The sequence below is a fragment of the Bartonella sp. AC158YNML genome (assembly GCF_042196725.1).
GTDB lineage: Bacteria > Pseudomonadota > Alphaproteobacteria > Rhizobiales > Rhizobiaceae > Bartonella.
Genome location: NZ_JBHIQU010000007.1, coordinates 33507 through 47738, shown reverse-complemented (window position 1 = coordinate 47738; position 14232 = coordinate 33507). Strand labels below are relative to the sequence as shown.

Genomic DNA, 14232 nt, shown 5'->3' with positions numbered 1-14232 from the left:
TAGGAGTGTGTGCTTTTCGTGAAGGCTCCAATCGACCTGTTACTGCTTATCGCCTATTGTGGAAACAGCACGGTATTTGGACATCAGATTTGGGAGCGGGATGTGGTGATGTTGTCTGTTAAATCTGCTTTTGGTCGTTATCTTGAAAAAGTTGTGGTTATAGTGCGGCATTGATGGGAAAATTGCCAGTAGAATCGAATAAGATTGTATCCCTAAAAAGTGAGTTATTTAGATGTCATAAACAAAGTGATGGGTGAATGTGTTTCGTGTTCTTATGCGCGGTTTTTATGCAAATGGCATTGGCTTTATGCATTGTCATAATCAATAGGCAATATATTGATTTATAATGATAATATAGCGTTATTTGTCTTGAATTAGAATCTCTAAAACTGTAAATTTTCCTTATTTGAAATTTGTTTATGTTGAGTCAATCATAACTATTTGTTTGAATGTCACAAGCGGGTGGGCCATGTGGGTAAAAACTGTATAAGAAAAGACTAAAAATACTTCTTATAAATCGTTTTAAGTTCTAAGAGCTTATCGCAACAATGAGGGTTGGCAAAGTGTGTGATGGTGCTGGCTTTCTCTTTTATTAAGCGTAGAGATTTTTGAGAGTTGGGAAGAGGGGCGTATTGTTGTGTTATAAGGATAAAAATGGTGGTAGGGGATATTTTCAAGCGTTATTATTGTTGTTGATGATGTTTGAAATTGTGGGAGATGAATATAATCTTTGGGGTGGGCTTTTTTCCTGTCTTAAGGAATGAAAATTCTTAACTTACGCTGGTTTGTAAATGATACGGCTCTTCTCGACGAGTTTCATTTTCTAGGTAGTTCAGGTGCAAAAACTATATCGTCAAATGACGGAGTTTTATAGTATGGAGGTGAATAATAATTGGGAAGTATTTTTTAATATGTCTATCACAATCCCATGATCTTACATGGACTATATGGGGCATTGTATGGCACTTTATTCTGGATATTTTATTTTATGTGAGAGATATAGCGTCCATTAAAAACAAGAAAAACCCAAAAATTGAAACAATACGTCTCTCATTAACACACGCTTTACAGCAACTTTATAGGCATAAATTATAGAGTATAAATTGATTTATAGGACCTTGCGATATTTGGCATAGTCTGATTATTTTCATAGCCAAAACAAAACCACACGATATATCAAAAGAAAGTGTTCCAGCTGCAATAAATTGGAGCCGATTCTCTAAAAGATCAATTACATCCCATTCCATCGTTTGAAAACAAAACCTTTTTGCCATAAGCTTAAGATCTTTTTCTAGACTCAAGTAGAAATGAGGGGGGAAAAGCACTCTAGATTGGTTTTCGTTGTGAAATTTTGGTTGTAAAAAATGGATATACTGCTCTAAATATCTCAAGAAAGAAGCAAGGAGCTATTTTTCTCAGAATGCCCAAAAGCTGTTTTCAGTAATTCGATTTATTTTTCCACTGGATTATCATCGTTCAAGATACAGCGGCCGCTTATTGACCAAAGCGCTTAAACTACAGCAGCATCTCTAAATGAAACAAAATGCACGCTTCTAAACGCAATGAATGAGAAATAAATTGGCGGAAAGTTTCTGGCAATTCATGCCAATAAAAGGGAAAAATTCCAATGTCGGTGTATGAAGTGACACTTTTACAATTTCCTTTTTTATTTGTTCTGATGATATTTTCCCTTCGCGCAAAACAAGGGGAGTACCTCTAAGAACGCCCAAAGGCTGTTTTGAGCAATTCGATTTGTTTTCCTACTGGATTATCATCTTCTAAGGTACAGGAGGCCGCAGTTTCCCACCCAGCACGCAAATAGGTTATGCGCGCTTCTAAACGCAATGAATGAGAAACAAATTGGCGAAAAGTTTCTGGCAATTCATGCCAATGATGGGTTTCAAGTTCCAATGTCGGTGTATGAAGAGATACTTTTACAATTTCCTTTTTTATTTGTTCTGATGACATTTCCCCTTCGCGCTCTGCTCGAAGAAGAAGGAGTTGAGAAGCGATTTGCATAAGTCGTGTACTTAAATACATAGCCTCTTTCGCATAGATTGCAGAAACTTCTGTTGAAAGGGAACGTGCCACTAATTTCCCTTCTGAGTCAATGTATGCTGCAGTTTTTTCAATCAGCGCCATTGTTTCTTCATAGAGACGATTAAAAGCATTTTCAAAAGCATTATGCTCAATCATGATAATAGGTTCATCATATGGACGTTTATGTACGCTCACGCTTTTATACTCCAAGTATCAGCACAAAATCATACCCCTTAACGAACAGAGGATTAAAAAGTTTCTTTTATTGCTGTATAGAATGCTTTTTTTTTAAAATTGCTACCTCTTTTAAATCTTTTGCGCAACGCGCTTTTTATACTAAGGTTAACGCGCCAAACAAACACTATAGGAATGTTTTTTATAAACGGATCATTTTCCTTGAAAAGGACCACTGCCAAGATTGCCGTTTTTCACAATAATAAGCGACTCCAAATTGCAAAGCAATACCCGTTATTATTAAGAAGGTATCGGAAAAAACCGTTTCTGTCATCACTGTTTTTACAATTTGTCCAAACATCGCAAAAATGGTTCCCGTTACAAAGACCGGTAAACTATGTTTTCCTAAAATTGCTAAAGGATGTTTTGGAGAGACATAAAACCATTTATTGACATGTGGCAAAGAAAAAATGAGAAAGGTTAATGCAAGAACATGAAGTAAACGTGGCAAGCTTAAAAAGGTTTTATTAAAGTTCATCAACGGGGAAGACCAGCCAAGCCAGCCCAAAATGCCCCACCAGTTTAAGCGAACCCATAACAGCGCCAACAAGAGATACGCTGCCGCACAAACAATCCAAAAAGACTGAAACGCGATTTTTTTTCCTTGTTTAAGCGCTAAAGTACTGGTCAATCCTATGACAAATAAGAATTGCCAAGACAAAGGATTTAAAAACCACTTTCCCTCTAAAGGATAAGAAGGAGGAGCAATTTTATAAAATCCGCAGATAAGATACAGTGTAAAGGAGCCCAAAAGCAGCCATTTTGTCTGTTTACAACTCAAATAAAGGATAAAAGGCGCAAAAAACATCAAAACGATATAAAGAGGAAGAATATTATTATATCCCAATTGATGGCCAAAGCTTAAGGTACTCAAAAATGCGATAACAGGCTCTTTAAAAAAGAGTCCTACATTGTTCATTGATAAAAGTTTTTCTGTTCGCCATAAGAAAAATGCCCCTAAAAAAAGGCTTAAAGTTACAAAAGTCGTAAAAAGATATGCACCATAGAGCTGCAGAGCTCTGTACCAAAGTTTTCGGATAATAAAAGCAAAGGATTTTTGCTGTAACCGCGCATGAAAGCTTAACCCCAGAGAAACCCCTGAAAGCAAAACAAATATTTCTGCACAATCAGAAAAACCGAAATTTCTATGAGTAAAAGACTCATAGATCGTTCCGGGAATATGGTTAATGAAAATCGTCAATAAGGCTAAAGAACGAAAAACATCAATACGTGTATCTCGATGAGAAGATTGTGTATTATACTCAAGAACACCTTGGTATTTCATCAGTGGACTCCCACACGTTGCAAACCCCTTGAAGTCCCATAAAAATGGTGCTTACCCTTATTGCCAACAAGCATGAACAGGATGAAATTTTAATTTTTAAGTGTCAAGTTTCATTTTAAGCGTTTATTTTTTAAAAGGCAAAAGTTTTTTAAAGGCAAAAGAACGAAAAGCGTCCATACGTGTATCACAGCAAAAAGGCAACATATTATGCTTAAAAACACTCTCATTTCTCATAAGCAGGCCTCCACACACCCACAAATCCTTTAAATTACGTGAAAATGGTGGTCACTTTCATCGCAAATAAGCATAATAGAATGAAACTTTAATTTTTAAGCGTTATTTTTTCTAAGAAACAGGGATTTGACATGACACAACAAAAAAATAAACCAATTGATCCACCTCTTTTCCCTCAGTTGATTTTAACACTTGATGTTCGGCGCAACACCCCACAAACATTTTTGCAGCAAATTTTACAAACAAAGTCTTTTGCATGCGTCATCCTCTATGATTCTGAAAAGTTGAAAGATGATAGCTCTTTTTTACAACAACAAGCGCAAATTTACGCAGAAGATATTCAACATCATGACGCAGCCCTTCTCATCGCTGATGACAGCCGCATTGCTGGGCGCATAAAGGCTGATGGATTGCACATAGAAGATGATCTTAACGCTCTTGAAAGCTTCAAAAATCAGCAAAAGGAACAAAAAATCATAGGCTTTGGCAATTTACGCAATCGCCATAGTGCTATGCTTGCAGCGGAAACAGGTGTTGATTATCTATTTTTTGGCAAATTAGGGGCTGATAAAAAACCCCATGCTCACCCCCGCAATCTCCAGTTAGCAACATGGTGGGCAGAAATTATGGAAATCCCTGCTGTTGTGCAAGCAGGAAGCGATTTTTCAACCTTTGATGAAGCCTTAAAGACTGGATGTGAATTCATTGCTGTAGAAGAAGTGATTTTTGGGAACGACAACCCCTTAATACTGCTTAAAACAATGCAAGAAAAATGTGAGAAAACCCCCTTGTAATATAGGAGGAGAATTTATAAATAAAGCGTTAACTTTTGTGTTTCTTATAGAGAACATAATGATATATAAAAATAGGAGAAAAATTCTTTTCGTTTATTCATAATTCAATCAGATCGCTTCATCACGCAGTAAAATTTCCCATCATTTAGTTAAGTTTTCCCACGTTTCAATCAATTGAATGGAAGGTGACTGTCTCTTTTTGTGCATAGTATAAGAAAATGAAATCATAGCGCTCTTTAAATTCAAATAGTTATAAAAATAAACCACCATTTTATATTAACAGCCAGCAATATTGAAAGAATACAAACAGTGAAATATAGCGGAACCGTCGAAGACCTTAAAAATATAGTTAAAACAGCTGGATATAAAATCATAGAAATTAAGTCTCTATCACTTAATTCTTCTAGAGGATATCAGATCAAAACCTCCGAAGGAGGCGTTATTAATTGGTATGAAAGCACAGGAACAATCAACGTTCAAGGCAAAGAAAACATAAAACAAAAGTTAATAGAAGATTTAGCAAAGCATCTAGAAGAAACATCAACGATTCCTTCCTCAAAAACTGCTTCCAATCCTTCAAATAAAAAAATCTTTATCGTTCATGGCCATGATTGTTATGCCTTAACGGAGCTTGAAAATGTTCTTCTCAAGCTTGGTCTCAAACCATACATCTTACAAAATACGAGTGGCAATGGTTTACCCATCATTCAAACTTTGAAAAAAGAAATTTGTGACAGTTCTATAAGTTTTGGTATTGTACTCCTCACGCATGATGACATGGGTTATGCTATATCTCAAGGTGCAGAAAAAATTCAACCCCGTGCACGACAAAACGTTATTTTCGAAATGGGCATGTTAGCTGCCACACTTCCTCTTGAGAGGATTGCTATTCTACAAAAAGAAGGTATTGAAATGCTTTCAGATGTTGGTGGAGTTTACTACCTTTCTTTTAAAGAACACGTAAAAGAAACATTTCCCAAACTTATAGAGCGCTTACAAGAAGCTGATTTCTCTTTTAATACAGATACAATTCATGCATTAAAGTAAATTTGAATAATGCTTATGTTTATTTTTTAAGTGCACACCTAAAACTACAAGGCACCCCACCACATGCCACAGACACACTCATCCTATAGGCTCAAAGAAATGATTACCCCCACCCTTCTTCAAACAGCAAGCGATTGTGCAAATTTTAATGAAGGAACAGCAATTCATTACCGTGGAAGAAATCATTTTAGTCTCTTTGATAAACGCGGGGCTGTTGTCATAATTTTGATGCACTTGCAAAGTTTAAGAGGCAGATAGACTCTCATTAGATTAAAGAAAAATAGGAAATTCACGTCGGGCATGTACTACAGCTACAATTTCGATTTGATTTGCAGCTACTCGATACAATATAAGGTAATTTGGATGCGCTACAATTTCTCGTAATCCTGATACCTTCCCGCTTTTTTTGTATAAATATGGATGTTCAGCCAATGGCAGTACGGATGCTTCCAAAAACCTTTTCATTCGGCACGCCAGCGAATGGATTTTCGCGAGAAATGTGAGTAAAATCTGACGCAAATCGTCGCGCACCGAAGACAACCAAACAACCGGAAGCATCACTTTTTCTGTTCAGCTTCAAGCTGACTGATTATAACTTCCATTTCAGCCATAACCTCATCATGCGGAATAGGAGGATATGGATTTGCAAGACTTCTCGCTACCTTATCGCGCAGCCATGCAGTGTAGCTGCTTTCCTGTTCAACGGTTTCGAACTCTGAAATTAGCGGAGAAAGGGTGGTCTTCATAATATATGTATATATGTCCTTTCTATTCCTGAATATTGAAGATAATTACTCTTGGCTATGTTGTCAATACTAGCGAATTGAAAATGTTTAACTTTTAAGCGTCCAAAGTTCTTTTGATCTTGAAACTTAAGGCTTTTTAACCCTCTCAAAAAACACGGGGCTGTTGTCATGATTTTGGTAATTATTCCAGAAAGGTTTAAGAGGCAGATAGCCTCTCATAAAAAAACAAATTTTGTAAGTAAAAAACTATTTTTATTGTAAATTTCCTGAAATTACTTTATGAATTAAAAGATGTTTTGGTCGCATACGCAACGACCAAGAGGGAACTGAAAACCCTAGATCCGGGCGTAAAAATAAACCCACTCCTGTGGGTATCCCGGAATTCCGGGAGTTTTTGCTATGTCCAGGTGCTTTAAGCACTAAAAGCAAAAAAAGCTGATTAGATTTCAGTACTTTCAAGCTCCCGGAATACTCATGCGAGGGCGCTCGCGACCGGCGGGGGGCTTTAAAATGCAAACCAGAGATCTTGATAACGACATTTTCATTGGCAAAAAAATTCGTTTGAGACGAAAAATGTTGAAGATGTCTCAAAAACATTAGGTCAGCACTTAGGTATCACTTTTCAACAAATCCAGAAATATGAAAACGGCTTAAATCGTGTCAGTGCAGGACGATTAAAGAGAATTTCTGATATCTTGGATGTTCCCATTGCCTTTTTTTATGCGGATATCTTAACAAAACAACAGCCCCCATACCTTCATGATGAAATCGCATCAAGCACAGAAGAATATCTGCTACTCAAAAGATTTAGAGTTTTACCAACGGTAAAAAAGAAAGCTTTTTTACAGCTGATCTCTGATGAGAATGCAAGCTAATATCACGCGATAGCATGCGCTATTCATAATCCCCCTTTGTGAATACTTTATTGCTTGAAGGAAAAACATGCCACCTCTCTGTTTTAAGAAACGACACGTTAAGAGACACTATTTTAATTTTTATTGTAAATTTCTTGAAATTACTTTATGAATTAAAAGATGTTTTGGTCGCATACGCAACGACCAATAGGGCCTTGAAAACCCGAAAACTCAAACATGAATTTATCCCACTTTGTGGGTATCCCGGAATTCCGGGAGTTTTTGCTATGTCCAGGTGCTCTCAGCACTAAAAGCAAAAAGGCTGATTTGAGTTCAGTATTTTCAAGCTCCCGGAATACTCATGCGAGGGCGCTCGCGACCGGCGGGGGGCTTTAAAATGCAAACCAAAGATCTTGATAACGACATTTTCATTGGCAAAAAAATTCGTTTGAGACGAAAAATGCTAAAAATGTCTCAAAAAACATTAGGTCAGCACTTAGGTGTCACTTTCCAACAAATCCAGAAATATGAAAACGGCTTAAATCGTGTCAGTGCAGGACGATTAAAGAGAATTTCTGATATCTTGGATGTTCCCATTGCCTTTTTTTATGCGGATATCTTAACAAAACAACAGCCCCCATACCTTCATGATGAAATCGCATCAAGCACAGAAGAATATCTGCTACTCAAAAGATTTAGAGTTCTAACCTCGATAAAACAGAAAGCCATTTTACAGTTACTCGCTGATCGGAATGAGAACTTTTAACATCATGATACAGAGCACTATACTCTCTGTTCTTGGCTTTCTTTCCACACTTCAAAGGACGAAAATCCCTTTCCTATCCGGTTGGTAAACAATCCTGTTTCTCAAGAACTGCTTCTTCTTAGCTTCCCATTTCATATGGTTCGTTTCACAAGATTGTATGGACAAGCCCTCTTTTGAAGATTTACCACATACTCTTATAAAAACACTATATGGTAAATTTTACACCTTACAGTACTACAGCTCGAACAATAGCATTTTATAGTACAACAGGATAAGCACTCATGTGTATTTTTCAAAAAGCGCCCCTCAAAAGCAATGCTTGAAAATTTATTTGGTTGATCTGGAGCAGTATACGCATCATTTTATAAGGATGATGAAGGATGTAATCTTAACATGTAGGTGCAAAAGATCGCCTTTTTATCGCAATCACTAAAAGTAAAAGTTTATTTAAAATAGGCGCTGCAAGAGGCACTACAAGAAGCCTTAAGTTAAGGCTGGAACCATTATTTATTGATGAATTACCGCTTGAGTGAAAACCGATATGTTGTTAATAAAGTTATGGACAGAATTGCTGTTATTTCAATGTAAGAGCTTTGCAAAAAAGAGCAACAATAAGTAAGGGGAATTAAAGATGTTAAAATATTTATTGTTGTCACCAGTTGTGTTGGTGGCTGGTTGCGCATCTGTAGGGAGTTATTCATCAAATTATGTTGATCAAAGTCTTACAAAGCGTCAGGCACAATTAGTCGCTAACAAATTTATTAGCGATATCAAGAGACCTCTACCACCAGCTACAACCACACTTCTTATAAAGAAAAATAATACAGCAGACAACTTTACTCCTGTATTTATCAATCTGTTGCGACAAAATGGATATAATGTGATCTATACAGATCAACCTCAAAAGCAACAAAACATGGGTGTGAATTTGAGGTATAGAATAAGATTAAATAGTAGCACTATAGTGTCTCTTTTTCAGTATAACGTGAACGGAGAACTACGTGCTCATATAAGTACTCAGCCCAAATGAACCCGCTATTTAATGTAAACATTCTCTATATTTTACACGTAAAGACTTAAAAGCTCTTGTTAAAGAAAAGAGGTTTGCACCTCAATAAAAACTCTTGTTTTTTAGCCAGAGTGAACAAATTTTTCTGTATTTCATCACGATATGAGAAACAATACGTACGAGAAAATAAGTTATGATTTTAGGTTTAAGTATAAGGGAAAGAAGAGTATTAAAAAATAATGAAAAATCCTCCACACTCTAGTGAATTATTGTGCGAAGATTTAAGTGCAAAACTTAGTTTATTTAGTGATTCAAGCAGTTGAATAGTCCGCTGTTTGCAAAAAATGAGTTTTTTAAAAATAAAAGGAAAGACAATGGCAAAAAACACTGTCCAACTGCACTAATAGAAGAACCTTTTAAAATATCATAGTAATAAAAAATGGATAGTTTCCAATGTAATTTATCCACGGTGGTTTATTCAAAAGAAATTTTGTAGAAATAGGATATTTTTAACGTTTTTTGCTTCTCATTTAGTGTACCATAATTCTAGCATACCACAATTCGGAGGTTTTGTGGTTTTCATTGCTAATTGTTATGGTACTATGATGAACGAACAGAGTTTACAACAGCTATTGCAATGCTTTGCGCTTGTGTAAAGAAAATTATGGCTGTTATTGGAGCACTTTAAAAATATCCTCCGTTAAACTTGAAAAAGCCATTGGGCTTTTAAACTTTTAAAATGGATGCTAAATCGTCGTTTTTCTCATAAACAATGGTATGCACATACTTGCCTTTCACTCCTCAAAGGAAAAAAGCTCCTACAGTTGCCGATCTGTAAAAAGTTCAGCGTCTCTTAGGACTAGTTTTCACTGCTTGATCCCTCATGCGGTTCACTTCATAGGGTTTTATGGATAAGCTACCTTGAAGATTTATCACACTTACCCAAAACACTTGATATAGTAAATTTACTACGCCTTATATCACTGTCCTAAAGAACAGTGTTTTAGGCAAAAACAAGATATACAACCTCTCACTTAATAAGTCATTGTAGCAAAGCTGATAAAAAGCCACACTCTCACCCTCGTAATCTCCAATGAGCAAGGTGGTGGACAGAGATCTATGGAAATTTTTGCTGTTGTTCAAATGGGGAGCGATTTCTCAGCCTTTTACAACTTTAATGCGGGAGAGAAAACCGCAATATAAATTTATGTCCTTGAAGATAAGTATTTTTACGCAAGATAATTCTTTGCTCATACTTGATATGATGAAAGAAAAATGTGAAAATTCTGTTCGGTAATGAGGAGAAAACACCATGATCAAGAGAAGCGTTAAGCTGCTTATCTTAGGAATGATTGGGCTTGCAAATTCTGTTGTAAATTCTTCTGGAAATACTGAAGAATTCTCAAGTTTTGAACGTTCTTTCAATACGGTTCAAGATGCGTCAAACACACAAAAACCTTTTCAGCCTTTAAAAGCTGGAGATTATGACCAAGCCTATGACTATTACATTCAAGGTTATTATTTAAAAGCTTTTCGTGAAGCACTCCGACGTGCTGAAAAAAATGATCCTTTTGCACAAACTCTTCTTGCCCGAATTTATATGGAAGGATGCGCTGTTCCTGTTGACGGTGCGCGTGCTGCTTTATGGTTTGAGCGTGCAGCAAAACAGGGGGAACCTCAAGCACAATTACGCTATGGGCTTATGTTGTTTGATGGTCATTTTATGAAACAAAATCAAGATCTTGGTGAACAGTTTATTCGAAAAGCTGTCAATGCAGGCGTCAAGGAAGCCTATTTTTATTATGGACAACTGCTTCTTTATAAAGCCTCACGTGAAAAACAAGCTCTCCCTGGTGTTTCTTCCCAAAGTCGTGAAAATGAAGCAATCGAGCAAGCCTTAAAATGGTACTTAAAAGGTGCTGCTCTTGGGGATGCTGAAGCTGCTGTTTCTGCTGCCAAAATTCTGTCTTTAGGCACATTAAATCGACCAAAGGATGATCGTAATGCCCGTAAGCTCATAGAGGTAGCGGCTCAAAACAACCACTTAGAAGCTCAACTTCTTTTAGCGCAATGGCTTGTACAGGGACGTGGAGGAGAAACAGATTTTCACCGTGCTTTTCATTTACTTCAAAGAAATGCCGTCAACATGATTGCGCCGGCACAAATTTCCCTTGCAAGACTTTATCGAGATGGCACAGGAACAAAAGGCGATATAATCATGGCAGCAGCATGGTATATGCTCGCAAAGGAAGCAAAAATGCAAGCCCCTGATCTTGAAATAATGCTCCAAGGCATGGACAAAACACAACTAGAAAAAGCGCACAAAGAAGCAATAAAGCTCCTTCCTGTTTTTTAAAATACTCCTCTCTGCTGCAAAAAGACAAAATTTATAGAAATTCCGGGAGTTTTTGCACTGTCTAGGTGCTCTCAGCACTAAAAGCAAAATGGCTGATTTGGGTTCAGTGTTTTAGACTTCCAGAATACTCATGCGAGGGTGCTCGCACTCGGAGGGGGCTTGAAAATGCAAGCCCAAAATCTTGATAACGACATTTTCATTGGTAAAGAAAACGCACTGGTAACATTTGCTTAAGCAAACGATATCCAATAAGCAAAAGAGCTAGGCTATTCCGAAAATTCCGAAAGCTCTATTTTTTATTTTTTTGCTTGGATGAAAAACACGCCGACTCTTATTAAAAAACTATTTTTTATTGCCAAGCCCCCGAAATTACTTTACATATTAAAAGGTATTTTTGATCGTATACGCAACGATCAACGGGGATTAAAAACCCTAAGGTCCGATACATAAAAATGAACCCACTCTGTGGGTATCCCGGGATTCCGGGAGATTTTGCTATGTCCAGGTGCTTTCAGCACTAAAAGCAAAATGCTGATTCGGACTCAGTGTTTTTAACTCCCGGAATACCAATGCGAGGGCGCTCGCACTCGGAGGGGGCTTTAAAATGCGAGCCAAAAATCTTGATAATGAAATTTTCATTGGCAAAAAAATTCGTTTGAAACGAAAAATGTTGAAGATATCTCAAAAAACATTAGGTCAACATTTAGGTGTCACCTTCCAACAAATCCAGAAATATGAAAACGGCTTAAATCGTGTCAGCGCAGGGCGTTTAAAAGAAATTGCCGATATTCTCAATGTTCCAGTTTCCTTTTTCTATGCGGATATCTTAACAAAACCACAGCCTCCGTACCCTTATGATGAAGTTATATCAAGTACAGAGGAATATCTGCTGCTTAAAAAATTTAGAGTCCTAACCTCGATAAAACAGAAAGCCATTTTACAGCTGATCTCTGATTAAAATGCAAGCTAACATCACACGATAGTGCACACCACGCTCTATCCCATGAGGCACTATAATAAACTCCGTATTCACATGCTCTCAATTAAAAATACCTCATGTTTACGGAACTTATATTATTGCCATCAATGATGATATTTTACGACACAACGGGATAAATTTTCCCAAAATCCCAAAAAATGTTTGTGTAAATTTTTAAAAAGCTTGCGTCTGAGCACTTTTTATGGTCTTGCAAAGAACTGAAAAGCAAAAATACATAAAGGTCCTTTTGTACTTTTTTCTGCAACGCCCATAAGCAAAGACAATGAAGAGCATACAAGGATTATGGAGAGAGCCGCAAGGCTAACAAGGGGGGGTAAACCCGAAAATAAAAAAAGAGCTTGACTGTTAAAGGCAGCAAAGAAAAGTGCCATAAAGACAACAAGAGAGTTCTTTTTGCAAGAATAGAATTGGATAGAAACGATGAAAATTAATGGCAATGAAATTCGTCCTGGTAATGTGATCGAACATCAAGGGAGCTTATGGGTTGCTGTTAAATGTAACGCTGTAAAACCAGGAAAAGGTGGTGCATTTAACCAAGTTGAAATGAAAAATTTGATTGATGGTACAAAACTTAATGAACGATTTCGTGCTGCTGAGACAGTTGAACGCGTGCGCCTTGAACAAAAAGATTTCACCTTTCTTTATCAACAAGGGGATGCTTTGGTCTTTATGGATTCAGAATCTTATGAACAACTTGAACTCCAAAAGGATTTTGTTGGTGAACGTGCCGCTTTTCTCCAAGATGGGATGACTGTCACAGTTGAACTTTATCAAGAAAAGCCTATCGGCATCTCACTTCCTGATCAGGTTGCTGTCACGATTGCTGAAGCCGATCCTGCACTTAAAGGACAAACAGTTACAGCTTCTTATAAACCCGCTATTCTTGAAAATGGGATTCGGATTCTTGTTCCTCCCTTTATGAATGCTGGTGAACGTATCATTGTAGACACCAATGAGTTGATTTATTTGCGTCGTGCAAATGAAAAAGATAAATAAAGGAATAAACAATGGCCCATTCTGCAGTCATGAATGTCATGGTGCAAGCTGCAATGAAAGCAGGACGCTCGTTGGTACGTGATTACGGTGAAGTGCAAAATTTGCAAGTGTCTTTGAAAGGACCTGCAGATTATGTCAGCCAAGCAGATCGCAAAGCGGAAAAAATTATTTTCAATGAACTAAGCAAAGCACGTCCCAAATTTGGTTTTCTGATGGAAGAGTCTGAGGAAATCATTGGCGAAGATTCACAACATCGTTTTATTGTTGATCCTTTAGATGGTACTACAAATTTTCTCCATGGCATTCCTTTTTTTGCTGTTTCCATTGCCTTAGAAAGCCAAGGAAAAATCGTTGCTGGTGTCATTTACAATCCCGTGAGTGATGAACTCTTCACCGCAGAACGTGGGTGTGGTGCTTTTTTTAACGACCGGCGCTGTCGCGTTTCTGCTCGACGCAGACTAGAAGGTTGTGTCATTGCCACAGGCATGCCTCATTTTGGTCGCCCAAATCATGGAACCTATCTTATTGAATTACGTAATGTGATGATGGAAGTTGCTGGATTGCGCCGTTTTGGCGCTGCTGCTCTTGATTTAGCTTATGTTGCTTCTGGCAGAACCGATGGCTTTTGGGAAGATAACCTGCAAATTTGGGATATGGCTGCTGGAATACTGATGGTTCGTGAAGCCGGTGGTTTTGTCACTGATAAAGAAGGCGGCAACAATATATTCCGTAAAAAAAATATTATCGCCGGCAATGAACACATTCGCCTAAAATTAGAAAGAGTTCTCAAAAAAGGCATTTAAGCCTTAAAGAAAATCCAACAGATTACCTCAGCCAAGCAGATCGCAAAGCGGAAACAATATTATCAATG

The 14232-nt window shown here is 37.3% G+C and carries 15 protein-coding genes and 1 pseudogene; 11 read left to right on the top strand and 5 right to left on the bottom strand.

Translation table 11 applies throughout. The features are described 5' to 3' along the window. The first annotated feature begins 9 nt into the window (after nt 1-9). A complete protein-coding gene (locus tag ACFIM1_RS05360) occupies nt 10-174 on the top strand; it encodes a hypothetical protein (RefSeq protein ID WP_375609419.1) in 165 nt (54 codons plus the stop codon). A 902-nt stretch (nt 175-1076) separates the two neighbouring features. On the opposite strand, the gene ACFIM1_RS05355 is transcribed toward ACFIM1_RS05360, so the two are convergent. The 3 genes from ACFIM1_RS05355 to ACFIM1_RS05345 all read right to left on the bottom strand — a co-directional run bounded on the left by ACFIM1_RS05355 (nt 1077) and on the right by ACFIM1_RS05345 (nt 3559). Beyond that, entirely contained in the window at nt 1077-1274 is a 198-nt protein-coding gene (locus ACFIM1_RS05355) for a hypothetical protein (protein WP_375694488.1), read from the bottom strand. Nucleotides 1275-1716: 442 nt separating this feature from the next. Beyond that, entirely contained in the window at nt 1717-2235 is a 519-nt protein-coding gene (locus tag ACFIM1_RS05350) for a DUF1465 family protein (RefSeq protein ID WP_375606544.1), read from the bottom strand. Between the two features lie 181 nt (nt 2236-2416). Further along, nucleotides 2417-3559 carry an OpgC family protein gene (locus ACFIM1_RS05345; RefSeq protein WP_375609418.1) on the bottom strand — a complete coding sequence of 381 codons (1143 nt, stop codon included), beginning with the start codon at nt 3557-3559 and terminating at the stop codon, nt 2417-2419. Nucleotides 3560-3924: 365 nt separating this feature from the next. Between ACFIM1_RS05345 and ACFIM1_RS05340 the strand changes: the two genes are divergently transcribed. From ACFIM1_RS05340 to ACFIM1_RS05330, 3 genes are all read left to right on the top strand, one after another. Beyond that, a complete protein-coding gene (locus ACFIM1_RS05340; RefSeq protein WP_375606546.1) occupies nt 3925-4587 on the top strand; it encodes a thiamine phosphate synthase in 663 nt (220 codons plus the stop codon). A 309-nt stretch (nt 4588-4896) separates the two neighbouring features. Then, nucleotides 4897-5634 (top strand): TIR domain-containing protein, encoded by a 738-nt coding sequence (locus ACFIM1_RS05335; protein ID WP_375609417.1) that lies wholly within the window; start codon nt 4897-4899, stop codon nt 5632-5634. A 63-nt stretch (nt 5635-5697) separates the two neighbouring features. After that, nucleotides 5698-5892 (top strand): hypothetical protein, encoded by a 195-nt coding sequence (locus tag ACFIM1_RS05330; RefSeq protein ID WP_375609416.1) that lies wholly within the window; start codon nt 5698-5700, stop codon nt 5890-5892. A 12-nt stretch (nt 5893-5904) separates the two neighbouring features. Here the strand turns inward: ACFIM1_RS05330 and ACFIM1_RS05325 are convergent, their stop codons facing one another. After that, on the bottom strand, nt 5905-6192 hold the full coding sequence (locus tag ACFIM1_RS05325) for a type II toxin-antitoxin system RelE/ParE family toxin (RefSeq protein WP_375609415.1): 288 nt from the start codon (nt 6190-6192) through the stop codon (nt 5905-5907). Beyond that, a complete protein-coding gene (locus ACFIM1_RS05320) occupies nt 6192-6380 on the bottom strand; it encodes an antitoxin (RefSeq protein WP_375609414.1) in 189 nt (62 codons plus the stop codon). The genes ACFIM1_RS05325 and ACFIM1_RS05320 overlap by 1 nt, the downstream gene beginning before the upstream one ends. Nucleotides 6381-6854: 474 nt before the next feature. Between ACFIM1_RS05320 and ACFIM1_RS05315 the strand changes: the two are divergent. The 7 genes and pseudogenes from ACFIM1_RS05315 to ACFIM1_RS05285 all read left to right on the top strand — a co-directional run bounded on the left by ACFIM1_RS05315 (nt 6855) and on the right by ACFIM1_RS05285 (nt 14164). Beyond that, nucleotides 6855-7255, top strand: a pseudogene (locus ACFIM1_RS05315) (helix-turn-helix domain-containing protein). 340 nt (nt 7256-7595) lie between these two features. Next, entirely contained in the window at nt 7596-8000 is a 405-nt protein-coding gene (locus ACFIM1_RS05310) for a helix-turn-helix domain-containing protein (protein WP_375609412.1), read from the top strand. Between the two features lie 631 nt (nt 8001-8631). Then, nucleotides 8632-9030 (top strand): hypothetical protein, encoded by a 399-nt coding sequence (locus tag ACFIM1_RS05305; protein ID WP_375606552.1) that lies wholly within the window; start codon nt 8632-8634, stop codon nt 9028-9030. 1291 nt (nt 9031-10321) lie between these two features. Further along, entirely contained in the window at nt 10322-11365 is a 1044-nt protein-coding gene (locus ACFIM1_RS05300; protein WP_375608417.1) for a tetratricopeptide repeat protein, read from the top strand. Nucleotides 11366-11969: 604 nt separating this feature from the next. Then, nucleotides 11970-12323, top strand: coding sequence for a helix-turn-helix domain-containing protein (locus ACFIM1_RS05295; protein ID WP_375608418.1), 354 nt, complete (start codon nt 11970-11972; stop codon nt 12321-12323). 462 nt (nt 12324-12785) lie between these two features. Further along, nucleotides 12786-13361 carry an elongation factor P gene (efp, locus tag ACFIM1_RS05290; RefSeq protein WP_375606557.1) on the top strand — a complete coding sequence of 192 codons (576 nt, stop codon included), beginning with the start codon at nt 12786-12788 and terminating at the stop codon, nt 13359-13361. Between the two features lie 11 nt (nt 13362-13372). Then, entirely contained in the window at nt 13373-14164 is a 792-nt protein-coding gene (locus ACFIM1_RS05285; protein WP_375609411.1) for an inositol monophosphatase family protein, read from the top strand. Nucleotides 14165-14232 lie beyond the last annotated feature (68 nt).

Coding starts and splice junctions, on each gene's coding strand:
- ACFIM1_RS05330 (WP_375609416.1), top strand. CDS start 5,698: ATGCCACAGACACACTCATCCTATAGGCTCAAAGAAATGATTACCCCC.
- ACFIM1_RS05355 (WP_375694488.1), bottom strand. CDS start 1,274: ATGGCAAAAAGGTTTTGTTTTCAAACGATGGAATGGGATGTAATTGAT.
- ACFIM1_RS05345 (WP_375609418.1), bottom strand. CDS start 3,559: ATGAAATACCAAGGTGTTCTTGAGTATAATACACAATCTTCTCATCGA.
- ACFIM1_RS05285 (WP_375609411.1), top strand. CDS start 13,373: ATGGCCCATTCTGCAGTCATGAATGTCATGGTGCAAGCTGCAATGAAA.
- efp (WP_375606557.1), top strand. CDS start 12,786: ATGAAAATTAATGGCAATGAAATTCGTCCTGGTAATGTGATCGAACAT.
- ACFIM1_RS05325 (WP_375609415.1), bottom strand. CDS start 6,192: ATGCTTCCGGTTGTTTGGTTGTCTTCGGTGCGCGACGATTTGCGTCAG.
- ACFIM1_RS05320 (WP_375609414.1), bottom strand. CDS start 6,380: ATGAAGACCACCCTTTCTCCGCTAATTTCAGAGTTCGAAACCGTTGAA.
- ACFIM1_RS05340 (WP_375606546.1), top strand. CDS start 3,925: ATGACACAACAAAAAAATAAACCAATTGATCCACCTCTTTTCCCTCAG.
- ACFIM1_RS05305 (WP_375606552.1), top strand. CDS start 8,632: ATGTTAAAATATTTATTGTTGTCACCAGTTGTGTTGGTGGCTGGTTGC.
- ACFIM1_RS05295 (WP_375608418.1), top strand. CDS start 11,970: ATGCGAGCCAAAAATCTTGATAATGAAATTTTCATTGGCAAAAAAATT.
- ACFIM1_RS05300 (WP_375608417.1), top strand. CDS start 10,322: ATGATCAAGAGAAGCGTTAAGCTGCTTATCTTAGGAATGATTGGGCTT.
- ACFIM1_RS05310 (WP_375609412.1), top strand. CDS start 7,596: ATGCGAGGGCGCTCGCGACCGGCGGGGGGCTTTAAAATGCAAACCAAA.